We start from the raw sequence: 20,326 nt of genomic DNA, 5'->3' as shown, positions 1-20,326 counted from the left end.
TTGGCATCGATCACATTTAAAGGGAGTTCTGTCACGCTTGTAGGAAATGAAGTAAAAGTAGGCGAGCAGGCTCCGGATTTCACGGTATTAACGAACTCACTAGGGGAAGTTTCACTTTCTGATTTAACAGGAAAAGTGACGATCATCTCAGTGATTCCTTCTATTGATACAGGTGTGTGTGACGCACAAACAAGACGTTTCAATGAAGAGGCAGCCGGTTTAGGTCCGGTCAATATCTATACAATTAGTGCAGACCTTCCATTTGCACAAGCACGCTGGTGCGGAGCAAACGGAATTGAAAATGTCGAAACATTATCTGATCACAGAGATATGTCATTTGGTGAAGCATTCGGTGTATATATGAAAGAATTGCGTTTATTGGCGCGTGCAGTTTTCGTATTAGACCCTAATGGGAAAGTGGTTTACACTGAATACGTAAGCGAAGCAACGAATCACCCAAATTATGAAAAAGCCATTGAAGCTGCAAAATCACTGTTATAAAAGCAGCATCGACAAGAGCTCCGGCTTCATACTGGGGCTCTTTTCAATGAGAACATATAGCTTTTAACAAAGCGAGGAGAGAAAAGCATTGCAGAAAGATCAAGTAAGTACGATTTTCGAGCTGCTCGATACAGCTTCTATTCGATTAAAAAAGGATCAAAGCATTTCCTATATTGAGGCATTAGCTGAAGCAGGAGAAGCCTTTTTCCAAGCAAATGATCGAGACGGTTTACTAAAGGATGTAATAGAGAAAGCAGATTTTGCTTCTTATGATCATGAGCAGATTCGTAAAGCGTTTCAGCTCGCCGTATTGAAAGGACAAAAGGATATTTCCCATCCAAATCGTCAGATGACCCCAGATACGATCGGGCTGTTTGTCAGCTATTTGGTGAATAAATTTTTAGAAGGTCAAAAAGAGCTAGTTGTCTTTGATCCAGCAGCAGGGACAGGGAACTTACTGCTTGCTGTCTTAAATAATCTGACTGCAGAAACAAAGCGCGGTTTTGCGTCTGAAATTGATGATGTACTCATTAAAATTGCATGGGCACAGGCGAACTTGGAAGAGAAGGAAGTCGAGCTTTTCCATCAAGACAGTCTTGAGCCGCTTTTGATCTCTCCAGTAGATGTCACTGTATGCAGTCTGCCAGTTGGTTATTATCCAAATGATGAGCGTGCAGCAGACTATGAATTAAAGGCAAAAGAAGGACATGCATTTGCGCATTATTTATTTATTGAACAAAGCCTTCGTTACACGAAAGAAGGCGGCTTCCTATTCTTCATCATTCCAAACGATTTGTTTGAAGGAAAAGAAAGCGTGCAATTAAAGGACTTTATCAAAGATCAGGCATATATGAATGCATTAATTCAGCTGCCGGTCTCCATGTTCAAGGACAAAAAGCACGTCAAAAGCTTGTTTGTGATGCAAAAGAAAAAGGAAGGCTTGGAAGCACCAAAACGGATGCTGTTTGCCAATCTGCCGTCTTTCTCACAAAAAGAATCAATGGTGGGTGTAATGAGAAAATTAGACCAATGGTTTATAGAAGAAAAAGAAACGAAAGAATAGCCAGAGTGATGTCTGGCTTTTTTATTATTCAGAAAATAACGACTTATCGATGTAAGCGATAACAGTTCGAAGGTGCACTTGAAATGCAAAGTTTTCAATGTTTAAATGAAAAAGTCAGATATTTTTCGGACTAATCGTTAAACTATAAAAGACCCGTCAAACAGGTTGAATATAGCACCGGAAAAAACGTGAAACCTTATATAACAACTGAGTAAAAGGAGCGACAAGAATGTCTAAAATTATTGCAATCAACGCAGGAAGCTCATCTCTTAAATTCCAATTGTTCGACATGCCAGAAGAAACCGTTTTAACAAAAGGTCTTGTTGAAAGAATCGGAATGGACAACAGTATCTTCACGATTTCTGTAGATGGAGAAAAGAAAACAGAAGTCACAGATATTCCAGATCATGCAGTAGCGGTTAAAATGCTGCTTGAAAAACTAATTGAATTTAACATCATAAAAGACTTTAATGAAATTGATGGTGTAGGACACCGTGTTGTTCACGGCGGAGAGAAATTCAGCGACTCTGTTCTTTTAACTGATGAAGTCATCAATGACATTGATAAGCTTTCAGAGCTAGCACCACTGCACAACCCTGCAAACGTTGTAGGAATCAAAGCATTCAAACAAATTCTGCCTGACGTACCAGCGATTGCTGTGTTCGATACAGCCTTCCACCAAACAATGCCAGAGCAGTCTTACCTATACAGCCTTCCGTACGACTACTATAAAAACTTTGGTATTCGTAAATACGGATTCCACGGGACAAGCCATAAGTTCGTAACAGAGCGTGCATCAGAGCTCTTAGGCCGTCCTCTTGAAGAGCTTCGTTTGATCTCTTGTCACCTTGGAAATGGTGCGAGTATCGCAGCAGTTGAAGGCGGAAAATCAATCGATACTTCAATGGGCTTCACGCCGCTTGCGGGTGTTGCAATGGGTACACGTTCAGGTAACATTGACCCTGCCCTTATTCCATTTATTATGGAGAAAACAGGACATACAGCTGAAGAAGTACTTTCTACTTTGAATAAGAAGAGTGGTCTTTTAGGTGTGTCTGGTCTATCAAGTGACCTTCGTGATATTGAAGAAGCAACAGAAGAAGGAAACGACCGTGCAGAAGTAGCTCTTGATATTTTTGCAAGCCGTATTCATAAATACATCGGTTCTTATGCAGCGAGAATGAATGGCGTAGATGCGATCATCTTCACAGCTGGAATCGGTGAAAACAGTTCAGAAGTAAGAGCACGTGTCCTTCGTGGTCTTGAATTCATGGGCGTTTACTGGGATCCTTCTCTTAACAACATGAGAGGCGAAGAAGCATTCATCAGCTACCCGCACTCTCCTGTGAAAGTCATCGTCATTCCAACGAACGAAGAAGTCATGATTGCAAGAGACGTTATGCGCTTAGCATAATCAAAATGAAGAAGCTCTTTTCCAATAAGGAAAAGAGCTCAGATTGTTGACAAAGGGCTAAAATGACTTTTATTTTAGCCCTTTGTCTTCTTTTCAGCGTGATAGAAAACCTTTGCAGTCTAGGAAGGACGAGCACTGGTGCGGAGCGAATTTGTCATTCGTGAGCACCAGCGCACAGGACTGACACCGAATGCGAGGGTTTGTCTACACGCTTAGCTCTTTTCTAATAAGGAAAAGAGCTTTTTTCTGTTAAAAGCAGCATGCTATAATGTTGTCCAATACGAAGCAAAAGGGAGCGGAGCGAAAATGAGCGTGACAGAACATAAACGTGAGGCGAAAACGAGGCTTTATGTGAAAGTCATTACGGTCAGTGATACAAGAACGAAAGAAACAGATAAAAGCGGCCGCTTGATGATTGATTTGCTTAAAGAACAGGGACATCTCATTCTTGCATACGATATTGTAAAAGATGACATTGGAGCGATCCAAGATGCTGTGTTAGAGGGAACAAGCGAACCGAAAATAGATGCCGTCTTGTTAAACGGGGGCACAGGAATTGCCGCAAGGGATGTCACCATTGAAGCGATCACCCCGCTTTTCTCCAAGGAGCTGCCAGGCTTTGGCGAAATCTTCCGCATGCTGAGCTATACAGAAGACATTGGTTCAGCCGCTATCTTGTCCCGGGCAGCGGCTGGGGTCGTCAATCAAAAAGCGGTCTTTGCCACACCAGGCTCTACCGGAGCAGTTCGTTTAGCCATGACAAAACTCATTATTCCTGAGCTTCCTCACGTCTTGCGAGAGCTTGAAAAGGATCAAAAATAGCCCAAAATGACTCTGCCAAGAAAATTTGGCAGAGTTTTTTTCATAAAGGGGTTGAAAAAACAATTTTTCCTTGTTACAGTGTATACATACTAAATGCATGTTTATAAATTAAAACTTATTTTTATGCAAAAAAACATTCACAGAATCAAAACAAGTGAGAGGAGCTTTTCAATCATGTCACAAAATAAAAAAGTCGTATTAGCATATTCCGGAGGTCTTGATACCTCTGTTGCAGTTAAATGGTTACAAGAGCAAGGATACGAAGTCGTTGCTTGCTGCCTGGACGTAGGTGAAGGAAAAGACTTAGCATTCGTTCAACAAAAAGCACTTCAAGTCGGAGCGGTTCAGTCTTACATGATTGACGCAAAAGAAGAATTCGCAGAGGAATTTGCACTAACTGCTTTACAAGCACACACGATGTATGAAGGGAAATATCCGCTTGTATCTGCATTATCTCGTCCACTTATTGCAAAAAAACTAGTGGAAGTCGCAGAAAAAGAAAATGCAGTAGCGGTTGCGCACGGATGTACTGGAAAAGGAAACGACCAAGTCCGTTTTGAAGTATCCATTAAAGCGTTGAATCCAGACCTAGAAGTTCTTGCACCAGTGCGTGAGTGGAAATGGTCTCGTGATGAAGAAATCGATTATGCACAAAAACATGGTATTCCAATTCCGATTAACTTAGACAGCCCATATTCAATCGACCAAAACCTTTGGGGCAGAAGTAACGAGTGCGGCATTTTAGAAGACCCTTGGGCTGCGCCGCCAGAAGGAGCATATGATTTAACGACGCCACTTGAAAAAACACCTGACACACCTGAAATCATTGAAATCACGTTTGAAAAAGGAAAACCAACAGCTATTGATGGTATTCAGTATTCATTATCTGATCTCATCCTTCATTTAAATGAAGTCGCTGGTCAGCATGGGGTTGGCAGAATCGACCACGTTGAAAACCGTCTTGTAGGCATTAAATCTCGTGAAGTGTACGAATGCCCAGGTGCTGTCACACTTCTAAAAGCACATAAAGAGCTTGAAGATTTAACACTAGTGAAAGAAGTCGCACACTTTAAGCCAATCGTTGAACAAAAAATGGCTGAATTAATATACAACGGCTTATGGTTCTCACCTCTTAAAGGAGCACTAGATGCTTTCTTACAAGAAACACAACAGAACGTAACAGGTGTTGTACGTGTGAAACTTTTTAAAGGCCATGCCATTGTAGAAGGACGTAAATCACCATATTCACTTTATGATGAAAATCTAGCAACTTACACAAAAGCAGATGAATTCGATCATGATGCAGCGGTAGGATTTATTAACCTTTGGGGCTTACCAACAAAAGTAAACAGCATCGTGAATAAAAAGGAGCAGGTTAAAGCATGAAAAAGCTTTGGGGAGGCCGATTTCAAAAAACACCAGAAAAATGGGTCGATGAGTTTGGCGCGTCCATTCATTTCGACAAACAATTAGTCAAAGAAGATCTGACCGGCTCCCTTGCTCATGCAAGTATGCTGAATACATGCGGTATCCTGGGCGATGACGAGGCCGCTGCCATTAAAGATGGACTGAATACGCTCTTGAAAAAGGCAGAGGCAGATGAACTCGAATTCTCAGTGGATTATGAGGACATCCATTTAAACCTTGAAAAAATGCTCATTGATGAGATTGGTCCGCTTGGCGGCAAATTGCACACAGCGAGAAGCCGGAATGATCAGGTTGCAACCGATATGCATTTATATTTGAATAACCAAGTAGAGCATATCATTGAACTGATCTCTTCCTTTCAAACAGTGCTAGTGGAAAAAGCAGAACAGCACGTTGAGACGATTTTTCCAGGATATACGCACTTGCAGCGTGCACAGCCTATTTCCTTTGCGCATCATATGCTCGCCTATTTCTGGATGCTAGAGCGTGACAAAGCGCGTTTCCAAGATTCTTTGAAGCGAATTAACGTGTCTCCACTTGGATGCGGGGCGCTAGCAGGAACGACATTCCCGATTGATCGTGAATATACAGCAGAGCTGCTTGGCTTTGATCATATTTACGAAAACAGCCTTGATGGCGTGAGTGATCGGGATTTCATTTTAGAGTTTTTGTCTAATAGCAGCCTTGTCATGATGCACCTCTCGCGTCTTTGTGAGGAAATCATTTTATGGTGCTCTCAAGAATTCAAATTCATTGAGCTTGATGACACATATGCAACGGGCAGCAGCATGATGCCGCAAAAGAAAAATCCGGATATGGCAGAATTGATCCGCGGGAAAACAGGCCGTGTGTATGGCAACCTGATGGGGCTTCTCACCATTATGAAAGGCTTGCCGCTTACGTATAACAAAGACTTGCAAGAAGATAAAGAAGGCATGTTTGATACAGTCAAAACCATTGCTGGCAGCCTGCAAATCTTCACAGGCATGATTCAAACAATGACAGTGAACGAAGATATCATGAAAAAAGCAACAAAAGAAGATTTCTCAAATGCGACCGAAGTGGCAGACTACCTTGCGAAAAAAGGTATGCCATTCCGTGAAGCACACGAAATCGTTGGCAAGCTCGTGTATACATGCATTCAAAAAGGCATCTACTTAAGTGATCTTCCGTTTGAGACATTTATAGAAGCGAGCGATCTTTTTGAAGAAGATATTTACACTGTTCTTGATCCATATGTTGCTGTTGAAAAAAGAACAAGTGCAGGTGGAACTGGATTTAAACAAATTCAACTCGCTTTAGAAAAAGCAAAAGCCTGCCTAGCGTAACTGACCAAAACCATTTGTTTATACGGATGGTTTTTTGTCATGGAAAAAGGAGATTGATCATCATTGGAGAAGTTTGAAAACATACCAGTGTTAAGCTGAAGAGGGAGTGACAGCAGTTCATGAAGAAAACGCTTCAGGCTTTGTTTGACCAGCCCATCGTATCAGTTGAAACGTTAGGAGAACAGTACGACGGACGGGCTAATGATGTGTGGCTGATCTCCTTACAAGACAAAACGGAATATGTGGTGAAATCTCCTGAAATGACAATAGTAGAAAGTGAATTTGTATATGGGATCAACATGATCTATGGAGTAAATGCCCATACAGGACAAGAACATCTCGATCAAATCAATGAAAAGCTGGCTCTGACGAATTCCTTTCATATTCCGGAAGTTGTTCGTAAAGTGAAGAAGGTGGGGAGACATTATGATGTCATGGAAAAAGTAGAAGGAACGCCTTCTATCGTTTTGTTTCGCTACTTCTTGATATCCATGGCTCATGGGATTTGAAAAAGTGGATGAATCACCCTATACTGTTTTACCCGCATTGATAAGGGGTTCATAAGTGCGAAGGGAGCCGGTTTATAGTAAAGTAAAGATAACAAAAGAAACACATGAACTTGCAACCTTTGTTTTAGGAGGAGATTGTGTGCGACACGCATTAATAACAGCGGGTTCTAAGGGACTTGGCAGGAAAGTCACCGAGTCTTTACTGAATATGGGGTATTCTGTGACAGTAAATTATCGAAGTGATGATGAAGCTGTGCGCCAGATGAAAGAAGAATTGCAGCAATATGAAGAGAAGCTTCAATTTGTCCAAGGCGATGTGACAAACAAAGAAGATTTAAAAAATATGGTCGAGCTGGCAGCCGATCGATTTGGACGGATCGATGCCTTGATTAACAATGCCGGACCTTATATTTTTGAACGAAAAAAACTAGCGGATTATTCCGAGGATGAATGGTATCAAATGATGGAAGGCAACCTATCTGCTGTATTCCATTTGTTCCGTATGGTCATCCCAATGATGAGAAAGCAAGGCTTCGGCCGAATTGTCACATATGGCTTTCAAGGCGCAGACCATGCGCCGGGATGGATGCACAGATCAGCCTTCGGAGCAGCAAAAGTGGGGCTGGCGTCACTTACGAAAACCATTGCGATTGAAGAAGCCGAAAATGGCATCACAGCCAATATGGTTTGTCCAGGCAAAATCGTTGGAGACATGAAAGAATCGACAATAGAAGAAGCACGCCAGATGAAAGACGATGAAACGCCGATTGGCAGGTCTGGTACTGGAGAAGATATCGGGCGCATCATTTCCTTTTTATGCGATGACCGCTCTGATCTGATTACAGGAACCGTTATTGAAGCAACAGGTGGTCTTAACGTCATTCACAGACATTAAGTTTTTCAGTTTTTTTATACAGGGAATAGATGAAATGAGATCAAATTCGAAAGGTGGATATACTCACATGAAAGCTACATATCACGGACATTCAGCCGTACACATTGAAACAAACGGATACCATATTTGGATTGATCCATTTTTAAATGGAAATAAGCACACAGATATCAAACCGCAAGATGTCAAAGCGGATGTCATTTTGCTCACGCACGGGCATGGAGATCATGTCGGTGATACCATTGAAATCGCTAAAAACAATGACACGCTCGTTATCGCGCCATTCGAGCTTGCCACTTATTTAAGCTGGCAAGGGGTGAAAACGCACCCGCTTTCTATTGGGGGCGGACGTGAGTTTGAATTTGGTAAAGTGAAGCTCACTCAAGCGTTCCATGGTTCTGCTATCATTGATGAAGATGCAAAAACGATTACGTATACAGGCATGCCATCAGGTATTTTATTTACTGCAGAGGGCAAAACGATTTATCATGCCGGAGACACTGCACTCTTTTCAGATATGAAGCTGATCGGTGAGCTGAATCATATTGAGCTTGCATTCCTTCCGATCGGTGATAACTTCACGATGGGACCGGACGATGCAAGAATCGCAGCCGAATGGCTTCGGGCGAAGCAAGTCGTGCCGATTCACTACAGTACATTCCCGCCGATTGAGCAGGACCCACATGCATTTGCAGACAGCCTGCATGGCGGCGTCGGTCATGTGTTAAATAGCGGAGAATCGATAGAGATTTAATCAACATAGCAAAAAGTCGGCACTCAAATGCCGGCTTTCAGCGTGTAGACAAACCCTCGCATTCGGTGTCAGTCCTGCGTGCTGGTGCTCACGAATGTCAAATTCGCTCCGCGCCAGTACTCGTCCTTCCTAGGGCTGCAAAGGTTTTCTATCACGCTGAAAAGTAGACAAGGGGCTAAAATAAAGAACATTTTAGCCCTTTGTCAACAATCTGAAAGCCGGCACTCAAATGCCGGCTTTTTTGTTTACATGTATCGCGCTGAAAAAAAGACAAATTGCTATTAAAAGCCTCCTGCCCTTATAATGAAACTTAGATGAAAACGCTGAAAACAAAAAGGGTGAACGGGATTGGCGACAAAGCATGAACAAATTTTATCGTATATTGATTCATTAGAAGTCGGAGAGAAAATTTCTGTCCGGCGTATTGCGAAAGAAATGAAAGTGAGTGAAGGGACCGCTTACCGGGCTATCAAGGATGCTGAAAATAAAGGATTCGTTAGTACCATTGAACGAGTTGGTACCATTCGAATTGAACAGAAGAAAAAAGAAAATATTGAAAAACTGACATATGCAGAAGTGGTCAATGTGATTGACGGACAGGTGCTTGGAGGACGAGCGGGCTTACATAAAACATTAAACAAATTTGTCATCGGAGCGATGGAGCTTGATGCGATGATGCGCTATACGGCAGCTGGCAACCTGCTGATTGTCGGAAACCGGATCAATGCCCACAGACAAGCATTAGAGGCAGGAGCAGCTGTGCTGGTCACGGGTGGCTTCTCAACAGATGATGAAATCATTCAGCTCGCAGATGAGCTTGAGCTGCCGATCTTATCGACAAGCTACGATACATTTACCGTAGCAGCTCTCATAAACCGGGCCATTTATGACCAACTCATAAAAAAAGAGATTGTGCTTGTGGAAGATATTTTAACGCCGATCGAACGAACAGTGTATTTATCACCAGAGGATAAGCTTGAAAAATGGTATGAAAAGAACTATGAAACTGGTCACGGACGCTTTCCGGTCGCAGACGACCAAATGAAAATTCACGGCATTCTCACCTCAAAGGATATCGCGGGGCATGACCGCTCTACACCGATTGAAAAGGTGATGACGAAAAATCCGCTGACAGTCATTGGCAAAACCTCTGTCGCTTCTGCTGCTCAAATGATGGTATGGGAAGGCATTGAGGTGCTGCCTGTTGTAGATGATTATGCGAAACTGATTGGAATGATCAGCCGTCAGGATGTGCTGAAGGCGCTTCAAATGATTCAAAAGCAGCCGCAGGTCGGAGAGAAACTGGATGATGTTGTCTCAAGAGGGTTTAAAGAGACCGATACAGAAAAACCAAAGGCAGATGCCGTGTATCAATATGAGGTCACACCACAAATGACAAACCAGCTCGGAAACATTTCATATGGCGTGTTCACGCAAATTTTAATTGAATCCGCCAACCGCTTCTTAAAGTCTCATAAAAAAGGAGAGCTGATTGTCGAAAGTCTCTCTGTCTACTTCTTAAAACCGGTTCAAATGGAATCCACGATACAGATTAAGCCAAATATTTTAGAAGTAGGACGCAAGTTTGGAAAGCTGGAAGTAGAGGTTTATCATCAATCGAATATCGTTGGTAAAGCGATGCTGATGGTGCAGCTCATGGAGAGAGGATAATCATAAAAGGGCGATGATGAAAAAGACAAAGGGCTAAAATAAGCATCATTTTAGCCCTTCTCTCTTATTATGCGTGATCTTTTTCGCCTTCCTTTAAAAAGAGCGGAAGGTAATGCTTGTAGGCTTTATATCCAGCCCACGTACTGCCGATACCGACAGCAACAAAAATAAATCCAATGACAAATGCGAGTGACGAGCGGTTTAAAAATAATTGATTCACACCGAAGAGCAGGACAAAGCAGCCAAGTGCCATACTGGATTTCGCCGACCAGAATTTCTTTTCGACTGGGCGGTTCGTACGGACATTCTTTGCTTTGTAGTATAAATAAAACATGGCAGAACAAATAATAAACACAATCAAAACAAGCATGTGCCAAGCCTCCATTGTAAGTGGTTACAACCCTATTTTAAACGTAAATAGGCTTGCTTACTAGAATAAATTGTCTATTCCTCACTTTTCCGTCAGGATAGATTATGATTTAATAATAAAAAGAGTATCGGATAAGAAGGAGTTTTTATGAAAAAAGAACTGATTAGAACCATATCATTATATGACACCATCATCATTCATAGACATGTAAGACCAGATCCTGATGCGTATGGATCGCAGTGCGGCCTTACGGAAATCTTGCGTGCCACCTATCCAGAAAAAAATATTTATGCAACAGGAACCCCGGAGCCAACCCTTTCATTTTTGTATGAACTTGATGAGGTGCCGGATGACGTGTACAAAGATGCCCTTGTCATTGTCTGTGATACAGCCAATCAAGCAAGAATTGACGATCAGCGCTATTCAATGGGCGACAAGCTGATGAAAATTGACCATCATCCAAATGAAGATCCTTATGGTGATTTGCTTTGGGTAGATACAGAGGCAAGCTCTGTGAGCGAAATGATTTATGAATTGTATTTAGAGGGGAAAGAAGAAGGATATCAGCTGAATACAAAGGCGGCTGAACTCATTTATGCCGGCATTGTAGGAGACACAGGCCGCTTCCTTTTCCCAAATACGACGAAAAAGACGCTCAAATATGCTGGAGAACTTATTGAATATCCATTTTCATCTTCAGACCTTTTCAATCAATTGTATGAGACGGATCTGAATGTCGTGAAATTAAATGGCTATATTTTTCAACATATTTCTTTGTCAGAGAATGGGGTCGCTTCTGTTTTCATTAAGCAGGATATTTTGGAATCGTTCCAAACGACAGCGCAGCAAGCCTCACAGCTTGTTGGGACACTTGGAAATATTGCAGGGATTAAGGCATGGGTCTTTTTTGTGGAAGAAAATGATCAGATTCGTGTTAGATTCCGCTCGAAAGGCGTCGTCATTAATACCATTGCGAAAAAATATCATGGCGGCGGCCACCCGCTTGCAGCTGGTGCGTCTATTTATGATTGGGCCGTGGCAGATGAGATTTTGCGTGATTTAGAAGAAGTATGTAAATCATCATCATGAGAGAGGGGGCTTCAAGTCCCCTCTCTCTTTTTTTGTCATGGAGAAAAGGGTTACTTGCATACAGGGATAAACCAGCAGCCGATGTCAGTTGAATCTTCATAGGCTTGGAGATTTTGATGTTTTAATTCTTTTTTAATTAAATGAGCCATCATTTCTGTCTCAGCATAAGCACACATGCCGTCCTTGATCCGGCTTGCTTTGTCTCGTGCCATTTGACGATAGCTATAAACCTCCATTGTCCTCACCTCTTTCTGTTTTAGATCTCGTTCTACTTTTAGTGTATAAAAATTAAGGGGGAAAAGCGATCATTGAGGGCAGAAATTCATAAAAATTCCACATGATCATTTATTCAGCAAATGAAATGCGCACTTCAAGTGAAAGCTTCGTATAGATCGTCAGCTCCGTCACTTTGGCGCGGTATGCTTTTTCCCGAATGGTATATTCTTTGTTTTCGACCGTGCGTTTTAATAATTCCTTTGTTTTATAGACACTTTCAATATCCTTTGTAATAACCTCTGAGATATCCTCCTTGACCTGATCTTCAAATTTTAGCGTATCTGGCTCTGGGATTTTATATTGCTCACGATTGACGAGATGGACATCTACGCTTTGGATCAGCAGCCGCTTCTTATTATCCTCATTTAACTTATGCAAATCTTCCCGATAGAGTGTGATTTGTTCTTTCAGACTGTCCATATGGTGCTGCTGGCTTCTCAGCAGTGTCACCTGCTTTTCCTGAAAGGTTCCGTATGTAAAGAGGAAAATGAGCCAGCTCACAATCGCGCCAAACATCATCCCCGCAAAAAAACGCTGCCAGCCTGGACGTTTGTAAAGCTCCGGTACCCTCATGATGACACATGCTCCTGTGTGAGCCACGTTATAATAAGATAACCCGTTTGCGCACCGCCCATGGCAGAAACAATTAATAAAATCTGTTTGAAAATATCACGCGTGTTCCCTTCAAAAATGCCTCGTTCAAAGCTATAAACAGCATCAAACGTTCCGCCGATAGCTGCGACAAGTGCCCAAATCTTTAAACGGTTGGCAAGACTCGTAATAATGGATAAAGGTGGCTGACCAGACAAATAAGCACCAACACCGCCTATAATGGCACCACCCAAAATGACCCCAAGTGCAATAAAATAACAGCTAATAAAATTTGGAATAAAAGCTTCCTTCACATCCATTTTGTCCACCTCACTCTATTCAATATATGGTGCGTAAGGGACAAGTATGAACGGACAGAAAAGAAAGAACATTTGTTTCTCATCGCATCGCGTTTTATAATGAAAGAATGACTTTAGATGAAAGGAGTGGATTAAGCATGTCTTATGTTCATCTTCAGGTCCACAGTGGATACAGCTTATTAAGCAGTGCAGCAAAAGTAAAGGAGCTCGTGCTGAAAGCAAAAGAACTTGGCTGCAAGGCGCTTGCTCTTACCGATGACCATGTGATGTATGGAACGGTTGAATTTTATAAGGAATGTAAAAAACATGGCATCAAGCCGGTCATCGGTTTAACAGCTTCTGTCTTCATAGATGAACAAGAGACAGAGGCTTATCCCTTGGTACTCCTTGCCAAAAACAATGAAGGCTACCAAAATTTGATCAAGATCAGCAGTGTGCTGAAATCAAAATCAAAAGCTGGACTGAAAGAGAAATGGTTGAAAAGCTATCACCGCGGGCTCATTGCCATCACACCAGGCGTTTCCGGCTACATTGAAACGCTGCTTCAGCATGATCAGATAGAAGAAGCGCATGATGCGGCGAAACAATTGAAACATATTTTCGGTGAGGGACATGTGTACATCGCACTTCAGCCATTTCAGCAAGACGAATCGCTTGCCGGAAAACTGAGGGACGTCTCAAAAAGTGCGGACATTCCTCTTGTTGCGACAGGAGATGTCCACTACATCAACCTGGAAGACAAAACGGCCTATACGTGTTTAAAGGCTATTAAAGCAGGGCAGCAGCTGCCTGAGGTTGAGGAAGACCGAGCAGAAAAGCATTTCAGAACCTTTGAAGAAATGAAGGAATGGTATACGCAGGATATGGAGCTGCTGACAAGAACGGTGGAGATTGCAGACCGCTGCGAAGTCGATTTAAATCTTGGGCAGACAAAACTCCCATCCTATCCGACCCCTGATCAATCAACAGCAGATCAGTTTTTACGCAAAGTGTGTGCAGAAGGGATGAAGCAAAGAAAGATTGCTTCAAATGACGCGTATGTGAAAAGGCTTGAGTATGAACTGAGCATTATCCAAAAAATGAATTTCAGTGATTATTTTCTCATCGTGTGGGATTTTATGAAGTATGCCCATGACCAAGGCATTGTCACAGGGCCAGGACGGGGATCGGCAGCAGGCTCACTTGTTGCCTATGTACTGTTTATTACGGATGTTGATCCGCTCCGTCACGGTCTGTTATTTGAGCGTTTCTTAAATCCTGAGCGAATCAGTATGCCTGATATTGATATTGATTTCCCCGATACGAGAAGAGATGAAATCATTTCTTATGTAAAAGACAAATACGGAGACATGCATGTGGCGCAAATCGTCACGTTTGGAACCCTTGCAGCAAAAGCAGCCTTAAGAGATGTCGGACGTGTGATGGGGATTGATTCAAAAGCAGCGGACCGTCTCGCAAAGCTGATTCCATCAAAGCCAGGAACGACGCTGAAAGAAGCGCTCACTTCATCTCCTGAATTAAAAACAATGCTCCAGCAGTCCGAAGAGCTCAGGCAAGTCTTTCAAACTGCTTTAAAGGTTGAAGGCTTGCCAAGACATACCTCGACACATGCAGCCGGCGTTGTGCTGAGCGAGGAGCCGCTGACAGAGATCGTTCCTATTCAAGACGGCCATGATGGTGTGTATTTAACGCAGTATGCGATGAATTATTTAGAAGATCTCGGGCTTTTAAAGATGGATTTCTTAGGACTAAGAAACTTAACCTTAATTGAATCCATTAAAAACCAGATTGAAAGACAGGAAAACGTCCACATTAACTTTAGTGACATTTCATATGAAGATCAGAAAACATTTGAATTGTTATCAGCGGGAGATACAACTGGGATTTTCCAGCTTGAATCACAAGGGATGCGTCAGGTGCTGAGACGCCTCAAGCCCTCTAGTTTAGAAGACATCGTGGCAGTCAATGCCCTCTATCGCCCAGGTCCAATGGAGAATATCCCGCTTTTTATCGACCGAAAGCACGGCAGAGTCAAGGTCTCTTACCCGCATCCTGATTTGTATGACATTTTAAAAGACACATATGGCGTCATCGTCTATCAAGAGCAAATCATGCTGATTGCAGCGAAGATGGCAGGCTTTCAGCTTGGCGAGGCAGATCTATTAAGAAGAGCCGTTTCGAAGAAGGATAAAAAGGTCCTTGACGAAGAGCGGAGCCATTTTGTTGAAGGATGCCTAAAAAAGGAGTATCCTGTTAACATTGCAAATGACGTTTATGACTTAATCGTCAAATTTGCAAACTATGGTTTTAATAGAAGCCATGCTGTTGCATATAGCATGATTGGCTTTCAGCTTGCTTACTTAAAAGCGCATTATCCGTTATATTTTATGTGCGGACTTTTAACGAGTGTGATTGGAAATGAAGACAAAGTCGCTCAATATTTCTATGAGGCAAAGGAAAAAGGGATATCTGTGTTGAAGCCTTCTATTAATAAAAGTGAATTTCCATTTACGGTTGAAAAAGGGGAGATCCGCTACAGCTTAAGAGCGATCAAAAATGTCGGAGTGTCAGCTGTAAAGGATATATACAGGGCAAGACAGGAAAAGCCGTTTGAAGATTTATTTGATTTTTGCGCAAGAGTATCAGTAAAGAGTGTCAACCGAAAAACGATTGAAGCGCTCATTTTTTCAGGGGCGATGGATGAACTTTATCCAAATCGTGCTTCGTTATTGGCATCAATAGATATTGCATTAGACCACGTGTCATTTTTAAATCCAGATGATCAGCTCGACTTTCTGGGGGATACAACCTTCTCCATTAAGCCAAAATATGCGGAGATAGAAGAATTGCCGCTTGTCGATCTCCTGCAGTTTGAAAAAGAGGCACTTGGACTATATTTATCAAATCATCCTGTACAAGCGTACCGAGATCGCTTAAGAGAGAATGGTGCAGTGGAAATCATCAGACTTTCTTCCTATATAAAGCGAAGGGTCTCAATGGGTGGTCTTTTGACAAAAGTGAAATCGATTCGAACAAAAAATGGACAATCGATGGCATTTGTCACATTTGGGGATGAAACGGGAGAAATGGAAGGCGTCGTCTTTCCAGAGCAATTTAGAAAGCTGTCCCCCTTACTTGAGGAGGGCGCCATGCTTTATGTTGAAGGCAGAATAGATGTCAGAAATGACAGCAGCCAGATCATCGTGCAAGAAGCCGTTCTGCTTGAAGAGATGGGCACACAAAGAAAAGAGTCTGTCTACATTCGGGTGAAAGAAGAAAATCATACGCAGGAGCTGCTAGAGCAAGTAAAGCGGGTGATCTCGATGCACAGCGGAGAAGCAGATGTCTATTTGTATTATGAGAAGCAAAAAAAGACAGTGAGACTTCCAGATGCATACAAAGTTCATGCAGATCATGCTGTCATTTTCCAGTTAAAAGAGCTGCTCGGTGAACAAAACGTTGTGATTAAATGATGACAAATCGCCTGAATATGTTTTACAAATTCACCTATTGTGTTATCATTTTAAAGATTCTGTGTATTTAAAACTGCCAGTATGTGCTTATCAACTTAGCAATTCATTAAATCATTTTCCACTTGAAGGAGTGTTCATCACATGTCATTAAGAGAAGAAGCATTACATATGCACAAAGAGAATCAAGGCAAACTTGAATCAAAATCAAAAGTACAAGTGAAAAATGCGAAAGACTTGAGCTTGGCTTACTCACCTGGTGTTGCAGAACCATGTAAAGATATTTATGACGACACAAGCAAAGTGTATGATTATACAATGAAAGGCAATATGGTCGCTGTTGTCACAGACGGAAGCGCTGTTTTAGGGCTTGGAAATATTGGTGCAGAAGCATCTCTTCCAGTCATGGAAGGAAAAGCTGTATTATTCAAAAGCTTCGCTGGCGTTGATGCCTTCCCAATCGCGCTTGCGACAAACGATGTAGACAAAATCGTTGAAACAGTAAAGCTTCTTGAGCCAACGTTTGGCGGTGTCAACCTTGAAGATATTGCAGCTCCAAACTGCTTTATTATCGAAGAGCGCTTGAAAAAAGAGACAAACATTCCAGTGTTCCACGATGATCAGCACGGAACAGCGATTGTGACAGTAGCTGGACTTGTAAATGCACTGAAACTGTCTGGAAAATCAATGTCCTCTATCAAAGTGGTGGCAAACGGCGCTGGAGCAGCGGGAATTGCGATTATCAAGCTTCTATATCATTTCGGTGTACGTGATATCATCATGTGTGATACAAAAGGCGCAATTTACGAAGACCGCCCGAACGGTATGAATGCAGTGAAAAATGAAGTGGCTAAATTCACGAACCAAGACCGTAAAGAAGGTTCATTAGAAGAAGTTATTGAAGGCGCTGACGTCTTCATCGGGGTTTCAGTAGCAGGTGCTTTAACAAAAGAAATGGTTGGAAAAATGGCAAAAGATCCTGTCATCTTCGCAATGGCGAATCCTAATCCAGAGATCATGCCAGAAGATGCACATGCAGCAGGCGCAAGTGTTGTAGGAACTGGCCGTTCTGACTTCCCGAACCAAGTGAACAACGTACTGGCATTCCCAGGAATCTTCCGCGGAGCTTTAGATGTACGTGCAACCCACATTAACGAAGAAATGAAAATTGCAGCCGTAGAAGCAATTGCTTCTCTTGTTTCAGATGATAAATTGTCAGCTGAATACGTCATCCCTGACCCATTTGATGCACGTGTAGCACCAGCGGTAGCAAAAGCGGTAGCAAAAGCAGCAATGGAAACTGGTGTTGCAAGAATCAAAGTCGACCCAGAAGAAGTCGCTGAAAAAACAAGAAAATTAACGATTATCGGCGAATAATCAATTGGAAAAGTGTGCACGTTCTTTCTGAAATTGGAGGAAAGACGTGCACTATTTCCTCTCATACGCGAAAATTTTTTCATCCGGAATGATATTTTTTTGTAGACGTTCACAATTCACATATATCAACTGCTCAGCGCCCCAAACACATACTCATTTCTCATCAATTCCCCACTGAAAAAATTGAATGAAGGATGACAGCGTTTGACAAAAAAAGTACAATAGTTTCGGTACAGTTATGACATGTCCTATAATAGTGGATGTGCGTGTAAAGAAAAAACCCTTCAAAAAGGGAGGTAGTCATTTGTCAATCAAAAATATTTTCAGTAAAAAGAAAAAATATGCATCTGTACCCTCTGAACAGGCAAGTCAAGATGTGCCTGAAGGCATCATGACCAAATGTCCGCAATGTAAAAAAATAATGCTCACCAAAGAACTAGATAAAAATTTACGTGTTTGCATGAATTGCGGTAGACATTTGCAAATGAATGCAAAACAGCGTATTGACAGCCTTGTTGACGAAGGCACATTTGAAGAATTTAACGGGCATCTGATCTCAGAAAACCCGCTCGGATTCCCAGGCTACGAAGAAAAGCTTGAGAAAGACAGAGAAAAAACGTCTTTGAATGAAGCCATTGTTACAGGTCAAGGTGAAATTGAAGGCAAGCGTGCTGTGATCGCTGTCATGGATGCCACATTCCGTATGGGCAGCATGGGCTCAGTTGTTGGTGAAAAGATCACACTTGCGATCGAGAAAGCAAAAGCGGACAAGGTGCCATTTATCATCTTTACTGCATCAGGCGGAGCGAGAATGCAGGAGGGGATCCTCAGTCTTATGCAGATGGCAAAAACAAGCTCAGCATTAAAATTGTTCAGTGAGGACCAAGGTTTGATTATCTCTGTGATGACGAACCCAACTACTGGCGGTGTATCAGCTAGTTTCGCGTCTCTTGGTGATTACAACTTTGCAGAACCTGGTGCTTTAATTGGGTTTGCAGGCCGTAGAATCATTGAACAAACCATTCGTGAAGACCTGCCAGAGGACTTCCAAACGGCTGAATTTTTAATGAAGCATGGTCAATTGGATGCTGTCATTCATCGTGCAGAGATGAAAGAAACATTAGGCCGAATCTTAGCATTACACAGCACAGGAGGTGAACGAGAGTGGCTGGAGAACTAGAATTTGAAAAACCTGTCATTGAACTTCGAGCGAAAATTGATGAACTGAAAAAGTTCACACAAAACTCAGAAATGGATTTAAGTGCAGAAATTGAGCGTCTTGAAACTCGTCTGAGCAAACTTGAAGCAGACATTTATACAAATTTAAAGCCGTGGGACAGAGTACAGATTGCTCGTCATGCGATGCGCCCAACAACTCTCGATTACATTCAAGAGCTGTTTGACAACTTTTTCGAGTGTCACGGTGACCGTTTTTATGGCGATGATGAAGCGATCGTTGGAGGAATTGCCACGTTTAAAGGGCTTCCTGTCACGGTGATTGGCCATCAGCGCGGTAAAGATACAAAAGAAAACTTGCGCCGTAATTTCGGAATGCCTCATCCAGAAGGCTACCGTAAAGCGCTGCGCTTGATGAAACAAGCAGATAAATTTAATCGCCCGATCATTTGCTTTATTGATACAAAAGGAGCTTATCCTGGTAAAGCAGCTGAAGAACGCGGGCAAAGTGAAGCAATTGCGAAAAACCTATTCGAAATGGCAGGACTTCGTGTACCGGTTGTCTGTATTGTCATTGGAGAAGGTGGAAGTGGCGGCGCACTAGGCTTAGGCGTAGGAAACCACCTATACATGCTAGAGAATTCAACGTATTCAGTGATTTCACCTGAAGGTGCAGCAGCACTGCTCTGGAAGGACTCATCACTTGCGAAAAAAGCTGCAGAATCAATGAAAATTACGGCTCCAGACCTAAAAGAATTAGATATTATAGATGATGTTATTAAAGAAGTGCAAGGTGGAGCACACCGAGACGTGAAACAACAAGCAGCCTACATTGAAAAAACATTAAAACAGTCACTTACATCTTTGCTCAAACTAACACCTGAAGAACTAGTCGAACAAAGATATCAAAAATACAAAGCAATCGGGAAAGTATCGGTTGAAAATCAATATATTGGGGTAAACTAAATAAACGTGCAGCCTTTTTGGCTGACGTTTATTTTTTTCATCTTTTTTCATGAAAATCGTCCTCATGTAAGCGCTATTTGAAAATAATTTTCTTTTGTTTTCATAAAGTTTGAAACGTCTGAAAACCTTGATACCGTGGGCTTTAGAAGGCTGAATCTTCCTCACTTTTGAAAGAATTGCTTTCATGACTGTCTTAACTTTTGTTTAAAAACGGTTTATTTAATTGTATAATAAGTACGGTTTTAGAAATACAAATTGAAAACATCCTGTTTTGCTCATGATTGTTTTCAAGCAGTGGAAATGGTATGT

Annotated in this window: 19 protein-coding genes; 15 read left to right on the top strand and 4 right to left on the bottom strand. The window is 42.1% G+C overall.

Going from position 1 to position 20,326, the window contains the following annotated elements:
- The 10 genes from tpx to MKY83_RS13875 all read left to right on the top strand — a co-directional run bounded on the left by tpx (nucleotide 1) and on the right by MKY83_RS13875 (nucleotide 10,382).
- Nucleotides 1-501 carry a thiol peroxidase gene (tpx, locus tag MKY83_RS13920; protein WP_003216787.1) on the top strand — a complete coding sequence of 167 codons (501 nt, stop codon included), beginning with the start codon at nucleotides 1-3 and terminating at the stop codon, nucleotides 499-501.
- An 88-nt stretch (nucleotides 502-589) separates the two neighbouring features.
- A complete protein-coding gene (locus MKY83_RS13915) occupies nucleotides 590-1,564 on the top strand; it encodes a class I SAM-dependent methyltransferase (protein ID WP_268508592.1) in 975 nt (324 codons plus the stop codon).
- A 229-nt stretch (nucleotides 1,565-1,793) separates the two neighbouring features.
- Nucleotides 1,794-2,978 (top strand): acetate kinase, encoded by a 1,185-nt coding sequence (locus MKY83_RS13910; protein WP_044139304.1) that lies wholly within the window; start codon nucleotides 1,794-1,796, stop codon nucleotides 2,976-2,978.
- A gap of 306 nt (nucleotides 2,979-3,284) precedes the next feature.
- On the top strand, nucleotides 3,285-3,800 hold the full coding sequence (locus MKY83_RS13905) for a molybdenum cofactor biosynthesis protein B (protein WP_044139334.1): 516 nt from the start codon (nucleotides 3,285-3,287) through the stop codon (nucleotides 3,798-3,800).
- A 174-nt stretch (nucleotides 3,801-3,974) separates the two neighbouring features.
- Nucleotides 3,975-5,186 carry an argininosuccinate synthase gene (locus MKY83_RS13900; RefSeq protein ID WP_003216486.1) on the top strand — a complete coding sequence of 404 codons (1,212 nt, stop codon included), beginning with the start codon at nucleotides 3,975-3,977 and terminating at the stop codon, nucleotides 5,184-5,186.
- On the top strand, nucleotides 5,183-6,556 hold the full coding sequence (gene argH, locus MKY83_RS13895) for an argininosuccinate lyase (protein ID WP_342487428.1): 1,374 nt from the start codon (nucleotides 5,183-5,185) through the stop codon (nucleotides 6,554-6,556). The genes MKY83_RS13900 and argH overlap by 4 nt, the downstream gene beginning before the upstream one ends.
- 119 nt (nucleotides 6,557-6,675) lie before the next feature.
- Complete coding sequence (locus MKY83_RS13890; protein WP_342487427.1) at nucleotides 6,676-7,065, top strand: hypothetical protein; 390 nt, start codon at nucleotides 6,676-6,678, stop codon at nucleotides 7,063-7,065.
- 139 nt (nucleotides 7,066-7,204) lie between these two features.
- Entirely contained in the window at nucleotides 7,205-7,960 is a 756-nt protein-coding gene (locus tag MKY83_RS13885; RefSeq protein WP_217013076.1) for an SDR family oxidoreductase, read from the top strand.
- Between the two features lie 67 nt (nucleotides 7,961-8,027).
- Entirely contained in the window at nucleotides 8,028-8,711 is a 684-nt protein-coding gene (locus tag MKY83_RS13880) for a metal-dependent hydrolase (protein ID WP_278176041.1), read from the top strand.
- Between the two features lie 348 nt (nucleotides 8,712-9,059).
- Complete coding sequence (locus tag MKY83_RS13875; protein ID WP_003216834.1) at nucleotides 9,060-10,382, top strand: CBS domain-containing protein; 1,323 nt, start codon at nucleotides 9,060-9,062, stop codon at nucleotides 10,380-10,382.
- 67 nt (nucleotides 10,383-10,449) lie between these two features.
- On the opposite strand, the gene MKY83_RS13870 is transcribed toward MKY83_RS13875, so the two are convergent.
- Nucleotides 10,450-10,752, bottom strand: coding sequence for a YtpI family protein (locus MKY83_RS13870; RefSeq protein WP_003216665.1), 303 nt, complete (start codon nucleotides 10,750-10,752; stop codon nucleotides 10,450-10,452).
- A gap of 147 nt (nucleotides 10,753-10,899) precedes the next feature.
- Here MKY83_RS13870 and MKY83_RS13865 point away from each other — a divergent pair, with 147 nt between their 5' ends.
- On the top strand, nucleotides 10,900-11,841 hold the full coding sequence (locus MKY83_RS13865; RefSeq protein WP_044139298.1) for a bifunctional oligoribonuclease/PAP phosphatase NrnA: 942 nt from the start codon (nucleotides 10,900-10,902) through the stop codon (nucleotides 11,839-11,841).
- Nucleotides 11,842-11,891: 50 nt separating this feature from the next.
- On the opposite strand, the gene MKY83_RS13860 is transcribed toward MKY83_RS13865, so the two are convergent.
- The 3 genes from MKY83_RS13860 to MKY83_RS13850 form a co-directional block, all read right to left on the bottom strand.
- A complete protein-coding gene (locus tag MKY83_RS13860) occupies nucleotides 11,892-12,077 on the bottom strand; it encodes a hypothetical protein (RefSeq protein ID WP_003216400.1) in 186 nt (61 codons plus the stop codon).
- A gap of 109 nt (nucleotides 12,078-12,186) precedes the next feature.
- Nucleotides 12,187-12,690: a sporulation membrane protein YtrI gene (gene ytrI, locus MKY83_RS13855; protein ID WP_003216226.1), complete on the bottom strand. Its 504-nt coding sequence runs from the start codon at nucleotides 12,688-12,690 to the stop codon at nucleotides 12,187-12,189.
- On the bottom strand, nucleotides 12,687-13,028 hold the full coding sequence (locus tag MKY83_RS13850; RefSeq protein WP_034661856.1) for a YtrH family sporulation protein: 342 nt from the start codon (nucleotides 13,026-13,028) through the stop codon (nucleotides 12,687-12,689). Before MKY83_RS13850 ends, ytrI begins: the two co-directional genes overlap by 4 nt.
- 137 nt (nucleotides 13,029-13,165) lie before the next feature.
- On the opposite strand from MKY83_RS13850, the gene dnaE reads away from it, so the two are divergent.
- The 4 genes from dnaE to accA all read left to right on the top strand — a co-directional run bounded on the left by dnaE (nucleotide 13,166) and on the right by accA (nucleotide 20,017).
- Nucleotides 13,166-16,501, top strand: a complete 3,336-nt coding sequence (gene dnaE, locus MKY83_RS13845) for a DNA polymerase III subunit alpha (RefSeq protein ID WP_265208037.1) — start codon at nucleotides 13,166-13,168, stop codon at nucleotides 16,499-16,501.
- A 141-nt stretch (nucleotides 16,502-16,642) separates the two neighbouring features.
- Nucleotides 16,643-17,875 (top strand): malic enzyme-like NAD(P)-binding protein, encoded by a 1,233-nt coding sequence (locus tag MKY83_RS13840; protein WP_126740803.1) that lies wholly within the window; start codon nucleotides 16,643-16,645, stop codon nucleotides 17,873-17,875.
- Between the two features lie 304 nt (nucleotides 17,876-18,179).
- Nucleotides 18,180-19,055 carry an acetyl-CoA carboxylase, carboxyltransferase subunit beta gene (accD, locus tag MKY83_RS13835; protein WP_065098582.1) on the top strand — a complete coding sequence of 292 codons (876 nt, stop codon included), beginning with the start codon at nucleotides 18,180-18,182 and terminating at the stop codon, nucleotides 19,053-19,055.
- Entirely contained in the window at nucleotides 19,040-20,017 is a 978-nt protein-coding gene (accA, locus tag MKY83_RS13830; protein WP_003216264.1) for an acetyl-CoA carboxylase carboxyl transferase subunit alpha, read from the top strand. The genes accD and accA overlap by 16 nt, the downstream gene beginning before the upstream one ends.
- The last annotated feature ends 309 nt before the right edge of the window (nucleotides 20,018-20,326 follow it).

Source organism: Bacillus sp. FSL M8-0266, assembly GCF_038613425.1.
Taxonomy (GTDB): Bacteria; Bacillota; Bacilli; order Bacillales; family Bacillaceae; genus Bacillus; species Bacillus pumilus.
This window is presented reverse-complemented; position numbering and strand designations above follow the sequence as displayed.